This is a genomic window from Bradyrhizobium sp. NDS-1 (assembly GCF_032918005.1).
Classification (GTDB): Bacteria; Pseudomonadota; Alphaproteobacteria; order Rhizobiales; family Xanthobacteraceae; genus Bradyrhizobium; species Bradyrhizobium tunisiense.
Map to the genome: position 1 here is coordinate 1,954,094 of NZ_CP136628.1, position 17,951 is coordinate 1,972,044.

General features: G+C 65.7%; 18 protein-coding genes. 6 read left to right on the top strand and 12 right to left on the bottom strand.

Annotated features, from left to right (window positions below; translation table 11 throughout):
* Positions 1 to 12 precede the first annotated feature (12 nt).
* From RX330_RS09260 to RX330_RS09270, 3 genes are read right to left on the bottom strand one after another with little or no spacing between them, the layout of a single operon-like run.
* Positions 13 to 2,826, bottom strand: a complete 2,814-nt coding sequence (locus tag RX330_RS09260; RefSeq protein ID WP_317242797.1) for a DUF4159 domain-containing protein — start codon at positions 2,824 to 2,826, stop codon at positions 13 to 15.
* Positions 2,823 to 3,767 carry a DUF58 domain-containing protein gene (locus tag RX330_RS09265; protein WP_212089237.1) on the bottom strand — a complete coding sequence of 315 codons (945 nt, stop codon included), beginning with the start codon at positions 3,765 to 3,767 and terminating at the stop codon, positions 2,823 to 2,825. The genes RX330_RS09260 and RX330_RS09265 overlap by 4 nt, the downstream gene beginning before the upstream one ends.
* Positions 3,767 to 4,765 (bottom strand): AAA family ATPase, encoded by a 999-nt coding sequence (locus RX330_RS09270; protein ID WP_317242798.1) that lies wholly within the window; start codon positions 4,763 to 4,765, stop codon positions 3,767 to 3,769. The genes RX330_RS09265 and RX330_RS09270 overlap by 1 nt, the downstream gene beginning before the upstream one ends.
* Before the next feature lie 309 nt (positions 4,766 to 5,074).
* Between RX330_RS09270 and RX330_RS09275 the strand changes: the two genes are divergently transcribed.
* Genes RX330_RS09275 through RX330_RS09295 form a run of 5 tightly spaced genes read left to right on the top strand, consistent with a single transcriptional unit; the run spans position 5,075 to position 8,648 of the window.
* Positions 5,075 to 5,686, top strand: coding sequence for a DUF1285 domain-containing protein (locus RX330_RS09275; RefSeq protein WP_317242799.1), 612 nt, complete (start codon positions 5,075 to 5,077; stop codon positions 5,684 to 5,686).
* On the top strand, positions 5,683 to 6,354 hold the full coding sequence (locus RX330_RS09280) for a CoA pyrophosphatase (protein ID WP_212089256.1): 672 nt from the start codon (positions 5,683 to 5,685) through the stop codon (positions 6,352 to 6,354). Before RX330_RS09275 ends, RX330_RS09280 begins: the two co-directional genes overlap by 4 nt.
* Positions 6,351 to 6,614, top strand: a complete 264-nt coding sequence (locus RX330_RS09285; RefSeq protein ID WP_212089259.1) for a DUF6111 family protein — start codon at positions 6,351 to 6,353, stop codon at positions 6,612 to 6,614. Before RX330_RS09280 ends, RX330_RS09285 begins: the two co-directional genes overlap by 4 nt.
* Before the next feature lie 10 nt (positions 6,615 to 6,624).
* Positions 6,625 to 7,881, top strand: a complete 1,257-nt coding sequence (locus tag RX330_RS09290; protein ID WP_317242800.1) for a CCA tRNA nucleotidyltransferase — start codon at positions 6,625 to 6,627, stop codon at positions 7,879 to 7,881.
* Entirely contained in the window at positions 7,878 to 8,648 is a 771-nt protein-coding gene (locus RX330_RS09295; protein ID WP_212089263.1) for a sulfite exporter TauE/SafE family protein, read from the top strand. The genes RX330_RS09290 and RX330_RS09295 overlap by 4 nt, the downstream gene beginning before the upstream one ends.
* A 10-nt stretch (positions 8,649 to 8,658) precedes the next feature.
* Here the strand turns inward: RX330_RS09295 and RX330_RS09300 are convergent, their stop codons facing one another.
* The 9 genes from RX330_RS09300 to RX330_RS09340 form a co-directional block, all read right to left on the bottom strand.
* Positions 8,659 to 9,225 carry a hypothetical protein gene (locus tag RX330_RS09300; RefSeq protein ID WP_212089265.1) on the bottom strand — a complete coding sequence of 189 codons (567 nt, stop codon included), beginning with the start codon at positions 9,223 to 9,225 and terminating at the stop codon, positions 8,659 to 8,661.
* Positions 9,226 to 9,336: 111 nt separating this feature from the next.
* On the bottom strand, positions 9,337 to 11,478 hold the full coding sequence (gene mdoH / locus RX330_RS09305) for a glucans biosynthesis glucosyltransferase MdoH (protein WP_317242801.1): 2,142 nt from the start codon (positions 11,476 to 11,478) through the stop codon (positions 9,337 to 9,339).
* Positions 11,466 to 12,977: a glucan biosynthesis protein G gene (locus RX330_RS09310; RefSeq protein ID WP_317242802.1), complete on the bottom strand. Its 1,512-nt coding sequence runs from the start codon at positions 12,975 to 12,977 to the stop codon at positions 11,466 to 11,468. The genes mdoH and RX330_RS09310 overlap by 13 nt, the downstream gene beginning before the upstream one ends.
* A gap of 120 nt (positions 12,978 to 13,097) precedes the next feature.
* Entirely contained in the window at positions 13,098 to 13,697 is a 600-nt protein-coding gene (locus RX330_RS09315; protein ID WP_317242803.1) for an Isoquinoline 1-oxidoreductase subunit, read from the bottom strand.
* Positions 13,698 to 13,805: 108 nt separating this feature from the next.
* Positions 13,806 to 14,024: a DUF2158 domain-containing protein gene (locus RX330_RS09320; RefSeq protein WP_212089278.1), complete on the bottom strand. Its 219-nt coding sequence runs from the start codon at positions 14,022 to 14,024 to the stop codon at positions 13,806 to 13,808.
* A 320-nt stretch (positions 14,025 to 14,344) separates the two neighbouring features.
* Positions 14,345 to 15,094, bottom strand: a complete 750-nt coding sequence (locus RX330_RS09325) for an HAD family hydrolase (RefSeq protein ID WP_317242804.1) — start codon at positions 15,092 to 15,094, stop codon at positions 14,345 to 14,347.
* A complete protein-coding gene (hemF, locus tag RX330_RS09330) occupies positions 15,091 to 15,978 on the bottom strand; it encodes an oxygen-dependent coproporphyrinogen oxidase (RefSeq protein WP_317242805.1) in 888 nt (295 codons plus the stop codon). The genes RX330_RS09325 and hemF overlap by 4 nt, the downstream gene beginning before the upstream one ends.
* Positions 15,979 to 15,997: 19 nt before the next feature.
* Positions 15,998 to 16,630 carry a 7-carboxy-7-deazaguanine synthase gene (gene queE, locus RX330_RS09335; protein WP_317242806.1) on the bottom strand — a complete coding sequence of 211 codons (633 nt, stop codon included), beginning with the start codon at positions 16,628 to 16,630 and terminating at the stop codon, positions 15,998 to 16,000.
* Positions 16,631 to 16,664: 34 nt separating this feature from the next.
* Positions 16,665 to 17,123 (bottom strand): tRNA (cytidine(34)-2'-O)-methyltransferase, encoded by a 459-nt coding sequence (locus RX330_RS09340; protein ID WP_317243866.1) that lies wholly within the window; start codon positions 17,121 to 17,123, stop codon positions 16,665 to 16,667.
* A gap of 277 nt (positions 17,124 to 17,400) precedes the next feature.
* Here RX330_RS09340 and petA point away from each other — a divergent pair, with 277 nt between their 5' ends.
* Positions 17,401 to 17,931, top strand: a complete 531-nt coding sequence (petA, locus tag RX330_RS09345) for a ubiquinol-cytochrome c reductase iron-sulfur subunit (RefSeq protein WP_212089289.1) — start codon at positions 17,401 to 17,403, stop codon at positions 17,929 to 17,931.
* Positions 17,932 to 17,951: the final 20 nt, after the last annotated feature.

The following is a 17,951-nucleotide window of genomic DNA, read 5'->3' on the forward strand; positions in this document are numbered from 1 at the left end:
GCAACACCCGCATCATTGCCCCAGCCGTTCGATCAGCGCCGGTGCGTGCACCTGGTCGGCCTTGTAGTTGCCGGTCAGCGTGTACATCACGATGTTGGCGCCGGCGCGGTAGGCGAATTCGCGCTGGCGGGTGTCGCCGCCGGTCACCGGCAGCATGGCCTGGCCGTCGGGCCGCACAGCCCAGGCGCCGGCAAGGTCGTTCGAGGTGATGATGATCGGCGAGACGCCGTCGCCGCCGCGCGCCGGCCGCTGCGCGCTGTCCTCGTCCTCGTCGCGCGGCAGGGTCTCGACCCAGGTCTGGCCGGTGACGAAGCGGCCGGGAAAGTCGCGCAGCAGATAGAAGGTCTTGGTCAGCACGTGCTCGCGCGGCACCGGCTCGAGCTCGGGAACGTCGAGCGACGACAGGATCTCGCGCAGCGTCCGCATGGCCGGGGTCTGGGCCGCGCCGTTCGCGCCGGGCGGTGCTTCGATCGCGTCGCGCGTGTCGAACAGCACGGTGCCGCCCTGCTTCATGTAGGCGTCGATCTTGTTGATGGCGGCCTGCGGCGGCTTCGGCGCGCCGGGCACGATCGGCCAGTAGATCAGCGGGAAGAAGGCGAGTTCGTCGCGCGCGGGATCGATTCCGACGGGATCCCCGGCCTCGAGCGCGGTGCGCTGGGCCAGGAACAGCGTCAACCCGTTCATCCCCGCTTTGACGATGGAATCGACGTCGGCATTGCCCGTGACGACATAGGCGAGGCGGGTCTGCGATACCGCCTTCATCGCGAACTCGTCGGACGCGCCATCGGCGCGCGCCGGCGCGGGCGCGAGCGCCGGAAGGCCCGCGAGCACGAGCCCGAGCACGATCATCGCAGGCGCGGCGCGGCGGCGCAGCAGCGCGGCGATCCCGCCGCCGAGCACCGCGACGATGATGGCGTCGATCAGAAACAGTGCGAGCGCCGTCGACAGCAGCCAGCCGCGCAAGTCGCGCGGCTCGGCATTGGTGTAGGTGGCGTGCCGGGCGCGCAGGCTCGCGGTGTTGAGGGCCGCGATGCGGTCGGCGCTGGCAAGCGTGTTCACGGCGAGCGGTCCTTCGGCCGGGCCGTAGAAGCCCGGCGGATGATCGGGGGTGGCGCGGTCGCGATAGTCCGCGGGCAATGGCTTTGCGGTTGCCGGGGGCGGGCCGAAGGCGCCAAACCCGTCGAGAATGTGCAGCGGCGCCACCGTTTCAGTGGTCGCTTCGCTGGCAACCCCGGCGCCGGGCTTGGACGTGTAGCCGGACATGTCGACGACCCGCCGCAGCATTTCGACGAAGGTGCCCGACATCGGCAAATCCGACCAGCGCATGTCGGCGCTGACGTGGAACAGGCTGACCAGTCCCTTGCCGCGATGCTCGCCGGTCACCAGCGGCGTGCCGTCTTCCAGCGAGGCCCAGCTCTTGGTGGCGAGCACGGCGTCGGGCTCGGCCAGCACCTGGCGGCTTACGGTGATGTCCTTGGGGACGACGACGCCGGCAAACGGACCGTCGGCGGCGAACGAGGCCAGATGCTGCGGCTTCTCCCAGGTCAGGCTGCCGCCGAGCGTGCGGCCGCCCTTGCGCAGCTTGACCGGCACGAGATCGTCCTCGGCCTGAGCCAGCCGGGGCCCTGCGAACCGCACCAGCACGCCGCCCTGGTCGATCCAGGCATTGAGGCGCTCGCGCAGCTCGGGGGCGATGGTGCCGACATCGGCAAGGATGATCATCGGCAGCTTCTGGTCCAGAAATTGTGTAATGCCCTGCTGCGGCGAACCCTTGTCGGCGAGCCTGACGTCGGCGAATGGCGCCAGCGCGCGGGCGAGGTAGAAGGTCGGCGCCAGCAGCGGCTGAGCGGTCTCGCTTGTCGTGCCCGAGACGACGCCGATGGCGCGGCGGCGCCAGCGCTTGTCGAGCAGCTGCACCGCGCCGGCGGAGCGCTCGCCCGATATCTCGAGCCGCGTGATGTCGTTGCGCAGCTCGACCGGCAGGTCGAACGAAGCGTCGGTCTCCTTGTCCTGCGGGCCGAACGTATAACGCGCTTCGCCGATCGGCGAGGCCTTCTGGTCCAGCGCGCGCACGGTGCCGACGGCGATGCCGCTGTCGGTACGCAGCACCTTCACCGTCATCCTGGCGGCGGCATTCTCGGCCGCAACGAGCGCCAGCGGCGAGGAGGTGCCGCCTTCGAACACGGTCAGGCTGCGATCGCCGATGGTCTTGCCGAGGCCCTGCACGAAATCCCCGCCGCGGCCGGTGTCGATGCCATCGGAGAGCCATGCGATCTCGCAATCGCCAGTGGCTTTCAGGAAGCGGTCGATTGCAGTCAGCGTCTCGACGCGGTCGATCGAATAGGGCTTTGGCGCGAGCTGGCGCAGCGCGACGCGCGCGGCGCCCGCCGGCATCAGGGTGATGTCGCGGTTCGGCTCGGACAGCGGCACCAGCGCGATGGCGCGGCGGTCGGTGTCGGCGTTGGCGACCAGCTCGTCGGCGGCCCTGATCCTGACATCCCAGTGCGATGCGGCGCTCCAGCCGTCGTCGAACATGATCATCAGCGGCGCCTTGCTGGCGGCGAGGCCTGATTGCGGATTCCAGATCGGACCGGCGGCCGCGAAGATGACGAGCGCCGCAGCCAGGAGGCGCAATGCGGTCAGCCACCATGGCGTCCGCGAGGGCGTCTCTTCCCTCGGCGCAATGTCGAACAACAGGCGGGTCGGCGGAAACTCGATGCGGCGCGGTCGCGGCGGCATCACGCGCAGCAGCCACCACAGCACCGGAAGGCTGATCAGCCCGATCAGGAGCAGCGGTTGGGTGAATGCGAGCGGTAGTCCCATCATGCGGCCGGCCCCGCCTTGATGGTCGTGGTGCGGGCGCCCGACTTGCTCACCTGCATGCCGGCATGCAGGAACAGAAGCAGCTCGGCGGCAGAGCGATCGGTGGCGTGCGTCGTGAACAGCCAGTCGAGCTTGCTGGTCTCGGCGCGGATCTGATCGCGGTGCAGGGCGAGGCGCGCGGTGTAATCCTGCGCCCAGCTCTCGGCGCGGCCGGCGGTGATCACGCCGAACCCCTCGGGCTCGACGAACTCGACGCGGCCGGAATAGGGGAACGATTCTTCGGCGGGATCGACGATCTGCACCAGCGTGCCATGCGCGCCCGAGCCGGAGAGCCCTGCGAGCGTGGCCCTGATCTCGGAGATCGGCGACCAGAAATCCGACAGCACGATCGTCTCGGCAAGCGCCGCGGGCACGAAGGACGGCGGCAGGCTGAGACGATCGGCATCGTCATGCAGCATCGTCTGCGCCATCTTGTCGATGACGCTGCGGCTCGCCGTCGGCGCCATCAGCCCGGGAATCCCGACGCGCTCGCCGCCCGCGACGAGCAGCTCTGCCAGTGCGAAGGCGACGATCAGCGTGCGCTCGAGCTTGGACTCCCGCGCGGTCTTCGAGGCGAACGCCATCGAGGGCGAACGGTCCGGCCAGATCCAGACCGTGTGCGAGGCCTCCCATTCGAGCTCGCGGACGTACAGGAGATCGTCACGCGCCGAGCGGCGCCAGTCGACGTTCTGCGCCGGCTCGCCGGAGACGAAGCGGCGATATTGCCAGAAATTCTCGCCGGAACCGGCGCGGCGCCGACCATGCAGGCCGTGGATGACGTTGGCGGCGATACGGCGGGCTTCGAGCACGAGACGCGGCAAGGAAGCTGCGAGCGTGCGGCTTTCGCCGTCGGCACGTCGGATCGCAATGACCTCCTTCGCCGCGTGCCCGTTCTCCGCTGCCATCAACCGATCCGTGTCTTCAATTGCCGGATCACGTCCGGAATCGTGCGGCCTTCGGCGCGCGCCTGGAACGTCAGCGCCATGCGGTGCTTCAGCACGGGCTCGGCGAGGTCGAGCACGTCGTCGACCGAGGGCGCGAGGCGTCCGTCGATCAGCGCACGCGCGCGCACCGCCAGCATCAGCGATTGGCTGGCGCGCGGGCCGGGACCCCAGGCGATGAACTTGCCGGCTTCGCCGGCGTCCGGACCGGGACGGGCCGAGCGCACCAGCGACAGGATCGCCTCCACCACGGAATCGCCGACCGGCAGGCGCCGGATCAGCCGCTGCGCGGCGATCAGCGCATCCGCACTCATCGCTCCCCTCGCGAGCGTTTCCTCTGCGCCGGTGGTCTCGAACAGGATGCGGCGCTCGGCGTCGCGATCGGGATAGTCGACGTCGATCTCCATCAGGAAGCGGTCGAGCTGCGCTTCCGGCAGCGGATAGGTGCCTTCCTGCTCCAGCGGGTTCTGCGTCGCGAGCACGTGGAAGGGCTTCGGCAGATCGTGGCGCGCGCCGGCGACGGTGATGTGCTGCTCCTGCATCGCCTGCAGCAGCGCCGACTGCGTCCGCGGGCTGGCGCGGTTGATCTCGTCGGCCATCAGGAGCTGCGCGAACACCGGGCCTGAAATGAAGCGGAAAGCGCGCTTGCCCGCGGTGCTCTCGTCGAGCACCTCGGCGCCGAGAATGTCCGACGGCATCAGGTCCGGCGTGAACTGGATGCGCTTGGCATCGAGACCGAGCGTGACGCCGAGCGTCTCGACCAGCTTGGTCTTGGCAAGGCCGGGGACGCCGATCAGCAGTGCATGGCCGCCGGAGAGGATGGTGACCAGCGTGTTCTCGATCACGCGATCCTGGCCGAAGATGACGGACGCGATCGCCTCTTTCGCTGCGCGAATCTGGCCCGACACCTGCTCGGCCGAACGGACGATCCCGTCCTCGAGTTTCTCGACACTCTCCGCCATCCGTTCGCTCCTTCGGCCCGCCATGCGGCTTGCGTCATGATGTCATCGCATCACGCCAATTCATCACGTCAGGTGATCACCGCCAGGTCATCACGCTAGGTCATCACGCCAGATCATGGGCCCTATGCTAGACTTGCAGGAAGGCCATGTATTCGTTGAATTAACCTATCCCCACCTTATCGGCTTCGGGTTATGTACGGCATCACGAAGTGGCGACCGCCACACCGCACTAATCCGGGGTGGAACCGAGCGCCGATGTACAACGTAGACCTGCACCAATCGTGCCAAAGGACAAAGTCAGGGCAAACCATGGCGAACCAAGGGCAGAGCGCCGATTGTGGTCTCGAGGGGCTGACGGCCGCGGCCCAAACTGCTGCCAAGGCCGAAGGCGCCAAAAAGGGCCTGCCTCCGGTACATCTGTGGAATCCGCCGTTTTGCGGCGATCTCGACATCCGAATCGCCTCCGACGGTACTTGGTTCTACATGGGGACGCCGATCGGGCGCCCCGCGCTGGTCCGGCTGTTTTCGACCATCCTGAAGCGCGAGGGCGACAAGCATTTCCTGGTCACGCCGGTCGAGAAGGTCGGCATCCGCGTCGATGATGCGCCATTCATGGCGGTCGAGATGCTGAAGGACGGGGAGGGAACGCATCGCGTGCTCAGCTTCCGCACCAATGTCGACGACTGGGTCCCTTGCGATGCCGCGCACCGGCTGCGCTTCGAGCAGGCCGGGGACGGCGGGCTGACGCCGTACTTGCATGTCCGCGCCGATCTCTGGGCCAAGGTCACGCGGGCGCTCTATTACGATCTGGTTGACATGGGCGAGGAGCGGATGGTCGATGGCCAGCCGATGTTCGGCGTCGAATCATCAGGCGAATTCTTCGCCATGGCCGATGCGGAGCAGGTGAGGGCCGCGCTTTGAACAAGCCTATCCCCAAGAACGATCCGGCCGTGATCGGCGCGGCGGATTTCTTCGCGCGTTCCCGGGCCAAGCTTGGTTTCGACGTGCCGCCCGGTCTGTTCGATCCCAACATCATCCCCGCCTCGGGCGATCCCGGCACCGACAAGATGCTCGAGATCATCGCGCGCGAGCAGCCGGTGCGCCCCGCAGCGGTCCTGATCGCGGTGGTCGATCATCCCGAGCCGACCATCCTCCTGACGCAGCGCTCGGCCCATCTGAACGACCATGCCGGCCAGATCGCCTTTCCGGGCGGCAAGATCGACGCGACCGATTCCTCGCCGCTGGACGCGGCGCTGCGCGAAGCCGAGGAGGAAGTCGGGTTGTCCCGAGACTTCGTCGAGCCGCTCGGCTATCTCGATCTGTACGGGACGGGGTTCGGCTTCCGCATCCTGCCGACCGTCGCGAAAGTCCGGCCGGGCTTCGAGCTCACCATCAACCATTCCGAGGTTGATGACGCGTTCGAGGTGCCGCTATCCTTCCTGATGAACCCGGTGAACCATCAGGTGCACAGCAAGGAATTCCGCGGCATGGAGCGATCCTATTACGCGATGCCCTTCGCGGAGCGCTACATCTGGGGGGCGACCGCCGGGATGCTGCGCGTGCTCTATGAACGGATCTATTCATCATGATGCGGACGGTTCTGACCGAGATCGGAATCTTCCTCATCCCCTTTGCCGTCTATGCGCTGTTCCTGGCCGCGACGCGATCCGGCCTGTTCGCGCGCTCGTCCTGGCCGCTCACCGTCGTGGCGCGCCTCGCGCTCGTTGCCATCGTGCTCGTCATTGCGGGCTTGATCGGCCTTGCGCACTTCTCCGGCGCGTCGCCCGATTCGACCTACGTTCCCGCTCATATCGAGGACGGCAGGCTGGTGCCGGGCACGGAAAAATAGGGGCCGGCTGATGAGCGCGGAGCCTTTACTCGCCCATGCGCCCTGGCTGACCGCAGGCGGGACCGCGCGCGTCCTGCAACTGCTCAACGCCGACGGCGAGGAGGCGCGGGTGGTCGGCGGCGCGGTGCGCAACGCGCTGCTCGGTCTCGAGCCCGGCGACATCGACATCGCGACCACGGCGCGGCCGGAGGAGGTGATGCGGCGCGCCAAGGCAGCCGGCATCAAGAGCGTGCCGACCGGCATCGATCACGGCACCGTCACGCTGGTCATCGACAGCCATCCCTATGAAGTCACGACGCTGCGCGAGGATACCGAGACTTTCGGCCGCAAGGCCAAGGTCGCGTTCGGCCGCGACTGGGTGAAGGATGCCGAGCGGCGCGACTTCACCATGAACGGCTTGTCGGTCGATGCGGCAGGAATCGTCTACGATCATGTCGGCGGCATCGCGGATGCGAAAGCGCGCCGCGTGCGCTTCATCGGCGATCCCGATCAGCGCATCGCCGAGGATTACTTGCGCATCCTGCGCTTCTTCCGCATCCACGCCGCCTTCGGCGCGGGCGAGCCCGACCGCGAGGGCTATCTCGCCTGTATCCGGGGACGCGCGGGCCTCGCCAGCCTCTCGGCCGAGCGGATGCGGATGGAGATGCTGAAGCTGCTGGTGGCAGCAGGCGCATCCGCAGCCGCGCTGGCCATGGCCGAGGGCGGATTGCTGCAAACGCTGACCGGCGGCGTCGTCTATACCGGGCCGCTGGCGACGATGATTGCGATCGAACGCGAGTTCGGCCTCACCGCGAGCACCACGCGCCGCCTCGCCGCGCTGACCGTCGCGGTGACCGAAGATGCCAAGCGCGTCGCCGCGCGCCTGCGGCTGTCCAATGCCGAGACCAAGGCGCTGGATTCGATGGGCCATCGCTGGTGGCGCTTCGCGACCAAGGACGAGGCCAATGCGCGGCGGCTGCTCTATCGGCTCGGCCCCGAGCGCTATCACGATCGCGTGTTGCTGGGATGGGCGCGGGCCGGCGGCGACGTCACGTCAACGCGCTGGCGCGCGCTCGCCGAGCTGCCGCAGCGCTGGACTGCGCCGAAATTTCCGCTGAAGGCCGCCGACTTCATCGCGCGCGGAATGGCGGAAGGACCCCGGCTCGGGCATGTGCTGACGCTCGCGGAGGACGCTTGGCTTGCGGCGGATTTTCCCCTAGATGATGCCGCACTCGCTGCCATCGCCGATCAAGCTGCGGCCCGCGTCAGCCGCGACGAGAGAACGTGACCATCGTCTCAGCCTTCGCCGACATCTCGATCTTTCAGCTCCTGCTGGTCGCGTTGATGGCGTTGTTTGCTTCGATCATCGGTGGTCTCGCCGGCTACGGCACCGGCGCCCTGATGCCGCTGGTGCTGGTACCCCTGGTCGGCGCCGAGCCGGTGGTGCCGATCATCGCGATCTCCGCGATGCTCACCAATTCGAGCCGTGCACTCGCCTATATCCGCTATGCCGACCGACGCCGCGCGCTGATCGTGCTGGCCTGCGCGGCGCTGACGACCGCACTCGGCGCCTACGGCTATACGCGCCTCACCAACGCCGGCGCGGCTCTGGTGATTGGTTCGATGCTGATCCTCAGCGTGCCGCTGCGCCGCGTGCTCCGCCGCCGTCAGGTGCGGATCGGCGACGGCGGTCTTGCCGCCGGCTCGGTCGGCTACGGCGTGCTGGTCGGCGGCACCTCGGGCTCCGGCGTGATCCTGCTCTCGCTGCTGATGGCCGCCGGCCTCGAAGGCGCCGCCGTGATTGCGACCGATGCGATGATCTCGCTCGGCACCGGCCTCATCAAGATCTCGGTGTTCGGTCTCGCCGGCGCCGTCACCGCGCAAGTGCTCGCCTTCGCGCTGCTGATCGGCGCGATCGCGATCCCCGGCGCGTTCCTCGCCAAGGCCTTCGTCGAGCGGATGCCGGTGCATATCCACACTGCGATCCTCGATGCCGCGGTGATCACCGGCGGGCTGGTGATGATCTCGGCGGCGGCGAGGCAGCTGATCGCGTAGACGACGCGGCTCAGCGCACAGTCGCATCCGGCGTCGCGTTTAACGGCGCTCCCCCGATTGATATCGGACCGCTCGGGGCCGCTGCGCGCGGTGGCTTCTTTTGCTTCGGGGCGACGCGCGCTGTCGCTGCTGGCGAAACGGGAGGCACTGAAGCCGATGGCATCGCGACACCGGGCGCGGTCAGCGGAGCCGGCGCGACCGATGACTGCGGGGCCGGGCTCTTCAGTGCGTCAATTTTCGAACTGAGGTTGGCAAGCTGACTTACGATCGCCTTCAGCTGCTCTTGCTGGTCGGCGATGGCCCTGTCGACCGCTGCCAGGTCGTCGGCCGTTTTCTGTTGCGCGGCGAGCAAGTCGGTCATGATCGCCTTGTCACCGGATCTGCTGTCGGCATCCCCATCCTCGCGTCCGGCGGACTGACTGAGCAATCCCGGATTCAGCCAGACGTAACCGGCCCCTGCGCCTGCCAGCGCCAAGACAACGGCCACGAAGAGAGCAAACGGCCATCGGCGACGAGGCGCGGGCACAAAAGGCGGCGGGTCCACAACTGGCCAACTCGGAGGCGATTCGATGCTCATCCGAACGTCCTAGTCAGCCTTTTCGTCCAACGCAATTGGTGCGGCAGCGATCGGCAGCCGTGAGCAATGAACGCCCGCACCTGGCACCCGATAACGGCTTGACCGCAACGGCTACTCTCGCCTGCCCGGAGGCATTTCGAGGACGTGCTTGAGCAGCGTCGGATGGCCGAGAACGGCTTGCAATTCCGAGCGGTCGAGCCAGGAAGCGGCATCCTCCAGGCTTTCGCATTGCTCGACCTTGGCGGTTGCGGTCGCAAGAGGCACGTCGACGGGAGCAAATCTGCGCGGGCTGGCAGGCGAGAGCGAGCCCAGATGCTCGACCAGCAATTCAGGGTCCCGGCCGAGCTGGTGTAGAGCCCCGGCCATTTCAGTGCGCTTTGATGCGGCAAGCTCGTTCGCGCGCAGCACTACGGCAGGCGGGCTGTTGGTTTCCGGCGTGGCAAAGACCCCGGGCGTGCTCAGCCGCAAAGACGTCATGATCCCCAACGGGATCGAAAGCAGCAGTCCCAGCACCACCGGCGACATCCAGAGCAGCAGGGGCAAGGAGACTGCATAGGCGCATATCGACAGGGCGAGGCCGAACAGTGTCGGTCCGGCGAGCTTTCGATGGACTTCGCCGCGGGCAGGCTGTCCATCGCCTCGGCGCTGCACTTGCCAGCCCGCGTCACGGCCGGCGAGAATTTCCACGACGGCCTTGGTCTGAAGGATCATCATGCAGGGGGCTAGCAATGCCGCCACGAACGTCTCGCAAACGACACCCACCAGAGCACGAAAGCTTCCTGCAAATCCGGCTCGCTCATCGCGATTGCTGATCATAACCAGATAGGCCAGCAGCTTCGGCAGGATCAGAAGCCCCATTGTCGCGGCAAAGACCCAGGCCGCAAGCACCGGATCCTGTTGCGGCCATGTCGGAAACAAACTGAAGCCCTTCGGAAAGTATTCGGGCCGGATGAAGTGCGCCTGCAGCGAGATGAGCAGACCGAGCAACAGGAACACAAGCCAGAGCGGCGCCGTCACGTAGGAGCCGATGCCGGTGAGCAGATGCAGCCTCGAGACCCAGTGTAGCCCGCGTGCCGGCAGGACCGCGAGATGCTGCAGGTTTCCCTGGCACCAGCGACGGTCTCTCCCCGCAAAGTCCAGCAATGACGGCGGGACCTCTTCGAAGCTGCCGTGAATCGCCGGGACCATATAGATCCCCCAGCCGGCGCGGCGCATCAACGCGGCCTCGACAAAATCATGGCTGAGGATGTGTCCTCCGAAGGGTTTGCGACCGCGCAGTTCCGGCAGTCCGGCCTCCGCAGCGAAGGCCTGTATCCGGATGATGGCGTTGTGGCCCCAATAGTTGCTGTCGCCGCCGTGCCACCAGGCATTGCCCGCCGTGATGAGCGGACCGTACATGCGTCCCGAAAATTGCTGCAGCCTGCTGAACAGCGTGCGCGCGTTGACGATGACGGGCTGCGTCTGGATCAGCGCGCAAGTGGGGTTGTGTTCCATCGCGTGGACGATACGAACGATCGTGTCAGCCTCCATGAGGCTGTCAGCGTCAAGGACGATCATGTGATCATAGGCCGCGCCGAACCTGGTGACCCAGTCCGCGATGTTTCCGGACTTCCGCGCGGTGTTGTCGGAGCGATGCCGGTAGTACAGCCGATCTCCGCCGCAGGCGCGGCGCAGCTGGATGAAGGCCATCTCTTCGCTGATCCAGATGTCCGGGTCAGTCGTATCGCTCAGCAAGAACCAGTCGAACTGTGGGCCATATCCGGTCGCTTCGACGGATTCATACATTGCGCGCAGCCGGGCCATCACATGATGGGGGTCCTCGTTATAGGTCGGCAGCAGCATCGCGGTGCGCGTGGTGATGGGAGGCAGCGGGCCTGTCGTGTCGATCGGCAGGCTGACCTGCCCGCGCGTCAACAGCACGAAAAATCCGGCAAGCGCGGACATGAACGAGAACGCGACCCAGGCGAGCAGCACGAAGAACAGACCCAGCAGCAGCGCCTCGAGAAAGGTGACACCGCCAATTTTCACCACGTCGTACATGCCGTAGCCGCCTGCAAGCGTCAGCAAGGCGGTACCGGCAAAGATGAAGAGACGGCGAACCGTCAGGCTGGCCCTCGCCGGCGCTTGCGACTGCCCGACGCCGGTTGCGTTGTCCAGCCGGCACGGCAGCATCGTCAGCGGGCTTTCCTGCGGCAGAAACGGGCGGGCGGAGGCGCTTGGCAGCGCCGCCTGCGAGTGCTTCAGGGCGTCCATCGATAGATCCAGACTTCAGAGACCGGCGCATCGTTTTGCGCGAGGAAAGCGCGCAATTCGATCGACGCCTGCCCCTTGACCGCGCATTGGAAGCTCAAACGCCATCCGCCGGTCGCGGGATTAGGTTGCGTGACGATGTTGCTGATTTCAGCTTTTTCAGCGGTCACCATGCCTTTGATGGTCTTGGGATCGATGCTTTTGAGGCGGTCGCCCATCAGCTCCAGGACGAACAGCTTGCTGTCATCGCCACGGCTGCCGATTCCCGTTCGCGTGAACCGCGCAAGTGCGTCGGCTTTCGGCGCGTCCGGTCCCCAGTGCAGTCGATAGGTAAAGATGTGCTCGCTCTTTGCCGCCAGGGGCTGCTTCGGCTGCCAGAGCGCGGCGATATTGTCGTGGACCTCTTCCTTGGTCGGGATCTCGATCAATTTCACCGCCCCTTCGCCCCAATCGCCGATCGGCTCGAACCAGAGGCTTGGACGCGTCTCGAAACTGGATTCCAGATCCTGATAAGCGAGATAATTCCTCTCCCGCTGCATGAGGCCGAAGCCGCCAGGATTGACATCGGCAAAACTGCTGACCTGCAAATCGCGCGGATTGTTGAGCGGTCGCCAGAGCTGCTCGCCTCTGCCGTTGAAGATCGAAAGTCCATCCGAGTCGTGAACCGCGGGGCGGAAATCATCGAAGTCCTTCCGATCGTTCGGACCGAAGAAGAACATGCTGGTCATCGGCGCGAGCCCCGCGTGCTCGACGTCGACCCGCGGATAGAGGGCCATCTCGACGTCGAATACCGTGGTTTGGCCCGGCCGTATGGTGAAGCGGTAGCTGGCCGCCGCGCTCTTGCTGTCGAGCAGCGCATGGACCACCATCGAGGAGGCGTTCGGCGCCGGCTTCTCCAGCCAGAACGCCTTGAACACCGGAAACTCTTCGCCTTTGCTCTCGCCTGTATCGATCGCAAGCCCCCGCGCGGACAGGCCATAGGTCTGTCCTTTCGCAACGGCCCGGAAGTAGCTTGCGCCAAGGAATACGCAAAGTTCGTCGTAATAATCGGGTTTGTTGATCGGGGTATGGATACGGAAGCCGCCGAACCCGAGGTCCGCATCCGGCCATTGCCCGAGCCCTTCGCCGAACGAAAAGTCAGCGCGCCGATACAACACCGGCGTGACGCTTCTGTTCGCCACCTCAAAGATGTCGACCCTGTTCTTGTAGAAGAAGCCGCGGTGGAAGAACTGCACCTGGAACGGCAATTTTTCGTCACGCCACAGCGCCTTTTCGGGGGCGAACCGAATGGATCGGTATCGGTCGTAATCGAGATTCTTCAGTGGATCCGGAAGCTTCTCGTCCGGAGCCACAAATGGCTTGGTCGCAAGCGCCCGCGCCAGCTCGCGCACGGTGGATGGGCCGAAGGGCGCGGCGGCGCTGGTCTGAGCGTCTGCAGCCCGTGGCAGGATGGCTGCAGCTGAAACAGCAGCTGATGCGCGAAGAAGGTCTCGGCGGTTCACGCGCGTCTCCTGATTTTGGAACGGATGGAAACGGCCGATGTTCCCGGGAGTTCCATTGGACATTCCAGGAGCTCAGCATCGCGCGTTATGGGCGCCGCAACGTCCGGATAACTGCCTGCGTCAGCGTGGGCACTCGGCGCCGCTATCGATCCAGGCCTGCACCAGTTCGCCCGCCGCCTGCTGGCTGCCCGGAGCCGGCTTGCGGCCTTCGCCGGGATTCCACCCCCACGCGACGAGATCATCCTTGGCGATGTGTTCCTGCAGCGCGGCGAGGTCACGACCGCCATTGAGCTGGACGTCCTTCAACTGGCGGCAGATCTCGCCCAACGACTTGCCTTCCCACGCCATGGACAGTGGCGCGAAGCCCCATCGCGGATGACCGGGAATGCTTCGATAGGTGGCCGCTTCGTGAAGCGAGAAGTTCTTCCCGCCATGGCATCCGGAGCAATTGACCTCGAAATGCCCGGTCTCGGCACGCCATATCGGCGGTACATGCTCGTGGCTATCGTCACCCTGCAACGGATGATCGCCGGCCGGGTGGCAATTCATGCAACGCGGATTGGTGAGCACCTTGCCGATTTCTTCGAACAGCGCGCGCGAGCGATCCGCTTGATTTGAAATGGAGGAAAAAGCGGCGGCATTCCGAAGTGTTGTGGAAGCAGATGAGGGGTCTGCACCGCTCGGGCCAGAGCCAGTCATCGCTACGACGAAAGCGATCATCGCAAGGCTTCCGGCCCGAACCGCGAATTGAGGTGCGCGGATCATGACATCCTAATCGACGCCTTTGGGTTTGGTTCCCGCGCCGCCAGGATGAGGACCCGGCCGCGCCTATTCCTCGTCTTCCTCGTCTTCCTCGTCTTCTTCATCCTCTTCATCCTCGTCCAACTCTTCCAGTTGTTCGAGCACGGCGAGCGGTAGGGTCTCGCGAAACAAATCGCCTTCCACGCCCATCCAGAGACAGAGGACTTCGTCGCCCTTCACTTCGGCGACGGTGAGCGGCTGCCCGCCGGATTTCAGCATGACGATATCGCCGGCTTTCAGTTCCATGGATGGTCCTTTCAGGTTGATTGACTTGAGAAGCTAGCAAGCCGGCATGACACGCCGATCACGGGATGGGGACCCGCGAATGTGCCCGGCTGGCGTCAACTTCCGAAGCGTCTATGGCAGAGGTTCGAGTGGGGATCGCTCGATGGTCACCGAGGGCTGTTCCGTCCTGGGTGCGGCGATGATGGCATCATGCGCCCGTTTTGCCCGACGGGTCAAATGATTTCGTAAAATCGGCAATTCGCTTTCGGCGTGACGTAAGCCGTTGTTATTGCAGCAGCCGTCTACTGTGCATGGGGTTGTTTTTCGATATTTTGGTTTGGTCAGGGCCGGTCCGGCACCAGCTCGGTCAGCGAGCGGATGATGCGGTCGGGTCTGACCGTCGAGCCTTCGGGCAGGCCGTCGCCATGCACGTCGATCCAGATCGAATAGATGCCGAGGCGCTGCGGCGTCACGACTTCCCATTCGAGATTGTCGCCGATCATCCAGGTGTCCGCGGGCGTGACCCCAAGCGCTTCCATCGCGTGCAGATAAGCGCGCTCCTCGGGCTTGCCGAAACCGTGCTCGCCCTCGATCTGGATGTGGTCGAAGCGGTGCGCCAGCTCGAAGCGCTCGACCTTGGCGCGCTGGGTGTCGGCGGCACCGTTGGTCACCAGCGCCAGCTTGATGCCGAGCGCCTTCAATTCGTCGATCGCTTCATGCGCGCCGGGGAAGACGAACATCTCCTCCTCGCGATAAGCCGTGAAGCGGTCGGCGAGGCGGATGGCGAGGTCGTCGGGGAGGGCGCGGTGGCCGGCTGCCGCGAGCGCGGCAAAGCCGCCCTTGACCGTGAGGTGCCGCGCCTCGGCGAGCTTCATCCGCCATGCGGCTTCCGCGTTCGCCCAGAAGTTTCGCGCGAAGGCGAGCACGGCGGTTGCGACCAGCGCTGGCGGCAGCGGCGCCAGCTCCTCGGCAAATTCGTTCGTGATCGTGTTCCAGGCGATCTCTGGCCGGCCATAGGCGGACAGGATGGTGTCGTCCATGTCGATCAGCATGGCGCGCGGCAACGGTTTCGAGATCGGCGTCGTCGTCATGGCCACTTCACCTCCGGCGGCATGGATGACAGGATCGAGTCGACATTGCCGCCGGTCTTGAGCCCGAAGATGGTGCCGCGATCGTAGAGCAGGTTGAACTCGACATAGCGGCCCCGCCGGACCAATTGCTCCTCGCGGTCCGCGGCGGTCCAGGCGCTCGCGAAATTGCGCCTGACGATCTCGGGATAGATCTTCAGGAAGGCGCGGCCGACGTCCTGCGTGAAGGCGAGGTCGGCGTCCCAGTCGCCGCTGTCGTGCCAGTCGTAGAAGATGCCGCCGATGCCGCGCGCTTCCTTGCGGTGCGGCAGGTAGAAATACTCCTCGCACCATTTCCTGTACTTGTCGTAATCGGCAACGCCGTCGTGCTGGTTGCAGGCTTGCTTCATCGCGGCGTGGAAGGCGATGGTGTCGGCATCTTCCTGCGTGCGCCGTCGGTCCAGCACCGGCGTGAGATCGGCGCCGCCGCCGAACCAGGCCTTGGTGGTGACGACGAAGCGGGTGTTCATGTGCACCGCGGGCACGTTCGGATTGCGCATATGCGCGATCAGGGAGATGCCGGAGGCCCAGAATTTTGGATCTTCCGCGGCGCCGGGGATCTGAGCCCGAAACTCGGGCGCGAACTCGCCATGTACGGTCGAGCAGTGCACGCCGACCTTCTCGAACAGCCGGCCGTGCATCATCGACATCACGCCGCCACCGCCGGCCGCGCCGGTATGGTCGGTGCGTTGCCACGGCGTGCGCTTGAAGCGGCCTGCTTCGCCCGGATAGAGGCTCTGCGGGGCGTCGTCCTCGAGCCGCTCGAAGCTCGCGCAGATGTCGTCGCGCAAGGCTTCGAACCAGGCGCGTGCGCGGGTTTTGCGGTCTTCGATCGTGGACATGTCCATCTGCATTCCCGGTCGCGTCCTATCTGATGCCGAGCGACTTGTGCGTCTGCACGCTGAGCCGCCATTGCGGATGGCGCAGGCAATAGTCGATCGCACGTGCGGTGTTCTCGATGGCGTCGGGGCCGTCCATAGGCTGCAGCGAGAAGCGCTCGAAGGCGAGGTTCTCGAAAGTCTCGGGCGCGGCGAGGGCCTGCGGATAGACCAGCTTCAGCTCGTGCCCCTGGCGCAGCACCAGCTCGCTGCCTCCCTTGGGGCTGACGCAGATCCAGTCGAGCCCCTCCGGCGCTTCGATCGTGCCGTTGGTCTCGACGCCGATCTCGAAGCCGCGGGCATGGAGCGCCTCGATCAGCGCGGCGTCGACCTGGAGCAGCGGCTCGCCGCCGGTGAGCACCACGTAGCGGTTGGCGGCGGTTGCCGTCCATTGCTCGGCGATGGTGTCGGCGAGCTCGGCGGCCGAGCCGTAGCGGCCGCCGAGCGTGCCGTCGATGCCGACGAAATCCGTGTCGCAGAATTTGCAGGTCGCATCCATGCGGTCCGCCTCGCGCCCGCTCCAGAGATTGCAGCCGGCAAAACGGCAGAACACGGACGCGCGCCCGGCATGGGCGCCTTCGCCTTGCAGGGTCAGGAAGATTTCCTTGACCGCGTAACTCAATTGTCTCTCCTCATCCTTGCCGGACTTGACCTTGTCAGACTTGCGGGGCTCGCATCTGCCGCAGCGCCTCGCCTGCGGCCATGGCCGCGGTCATGGCGACATTGAGCGACCGCAGCCCCGCCGTGATCGGGATCACCAGCCGCGCATCCGCGGCCTCGACCACCGCGTCGGTGACGCCAGCGCTCTCGCGCCCGAATAGCAGGATGTCCGACATCTGGTAACGGAAATCGCGATAGTCGGTGGCGCCCTTGGTGGTGAACAGCAGCAGGCGGTAGCCGTGCGAGGCGCGCCAGTCCTCGAATTTCTGCCAGGAGTCGTGCCTGACGATGCTGACATGGCCGAGGTAATCCATTCCCGCCCGGCGGAACGCGCGGTCGGAGACCGGGAACCCCGCCGGCTCAATGATATGGGCGGCCAGTCCCAGGCAGGCGCAGAGTCTGAGAATCGTGCCGGTGTTCTGGGGGATGTCGGGCTGGAAGAGCGCTATCTGCATCATGGGCTGCGGTTGGTTGTGGGGCGGAAATGTCTCAATAAAACATCGCCTGCCCGGGAATTCGTGCATTGCACGCTCCCGCGCCGATAGCGGGCTTGCGCTCGCCCGGCAAGGGTGCCAATAGAACGATTCTGGACTGCTGTTTCGCCTGTTTAGAGGTGGATAAGCGAAGTTCTGCCGCCGCGGGGGGCCGCGGGCGCCGGCAGCCTTTCCGGGGACCTCATGGGCGCCCCCTGGAGCGGTTCCACCGGTCGCATAAGAAGAAAGGGTTGGAATCGTGACGACAGCGTCTTCGGCGGACCATCCGACACGCCGTGATTTCTTATTCGTTGCAACCGGGGCAGCTGCAGCAGTAGGGGGCGCGGCTGCGCTCTGGCCCTTCATCTCCCAAATGAATCCTGACGCCTCGACCATCGCCGCTGGTGCGCCGATCGAGGTCGATCTCAGCCCGGTCGCCGAAGGCCAGGACCTCAAGGTGTTCTGGCGCGGCAAGCCGATCTACATCAGCCACCGCACCAAGAAGCAGATCGACGAGGCGCGCGCCGTCAACGTGGCGAGCCTGCCCGATCCGCAGACCGACGAGGCCCGGGTCAAGTCCGGCCATGAGCAGTGGCTGGTCGTGATCGGCATCTGCACCCATCTCGGCTGCATCCCGATCGCTCATGAGGGCAATTACGACGGGTTCTTCTGCCCCTGCCATGGTTCGCAGTACGATACGTCCGGCCGCATCCGCCAGGGGCCCGCGCCCACGAATTTGGCGGTGCCGCCGTACCAGTTCGTTTCCGACACCAAAATCCAGATCGGCTGAGCCTCGGACCTTCGTCCGAA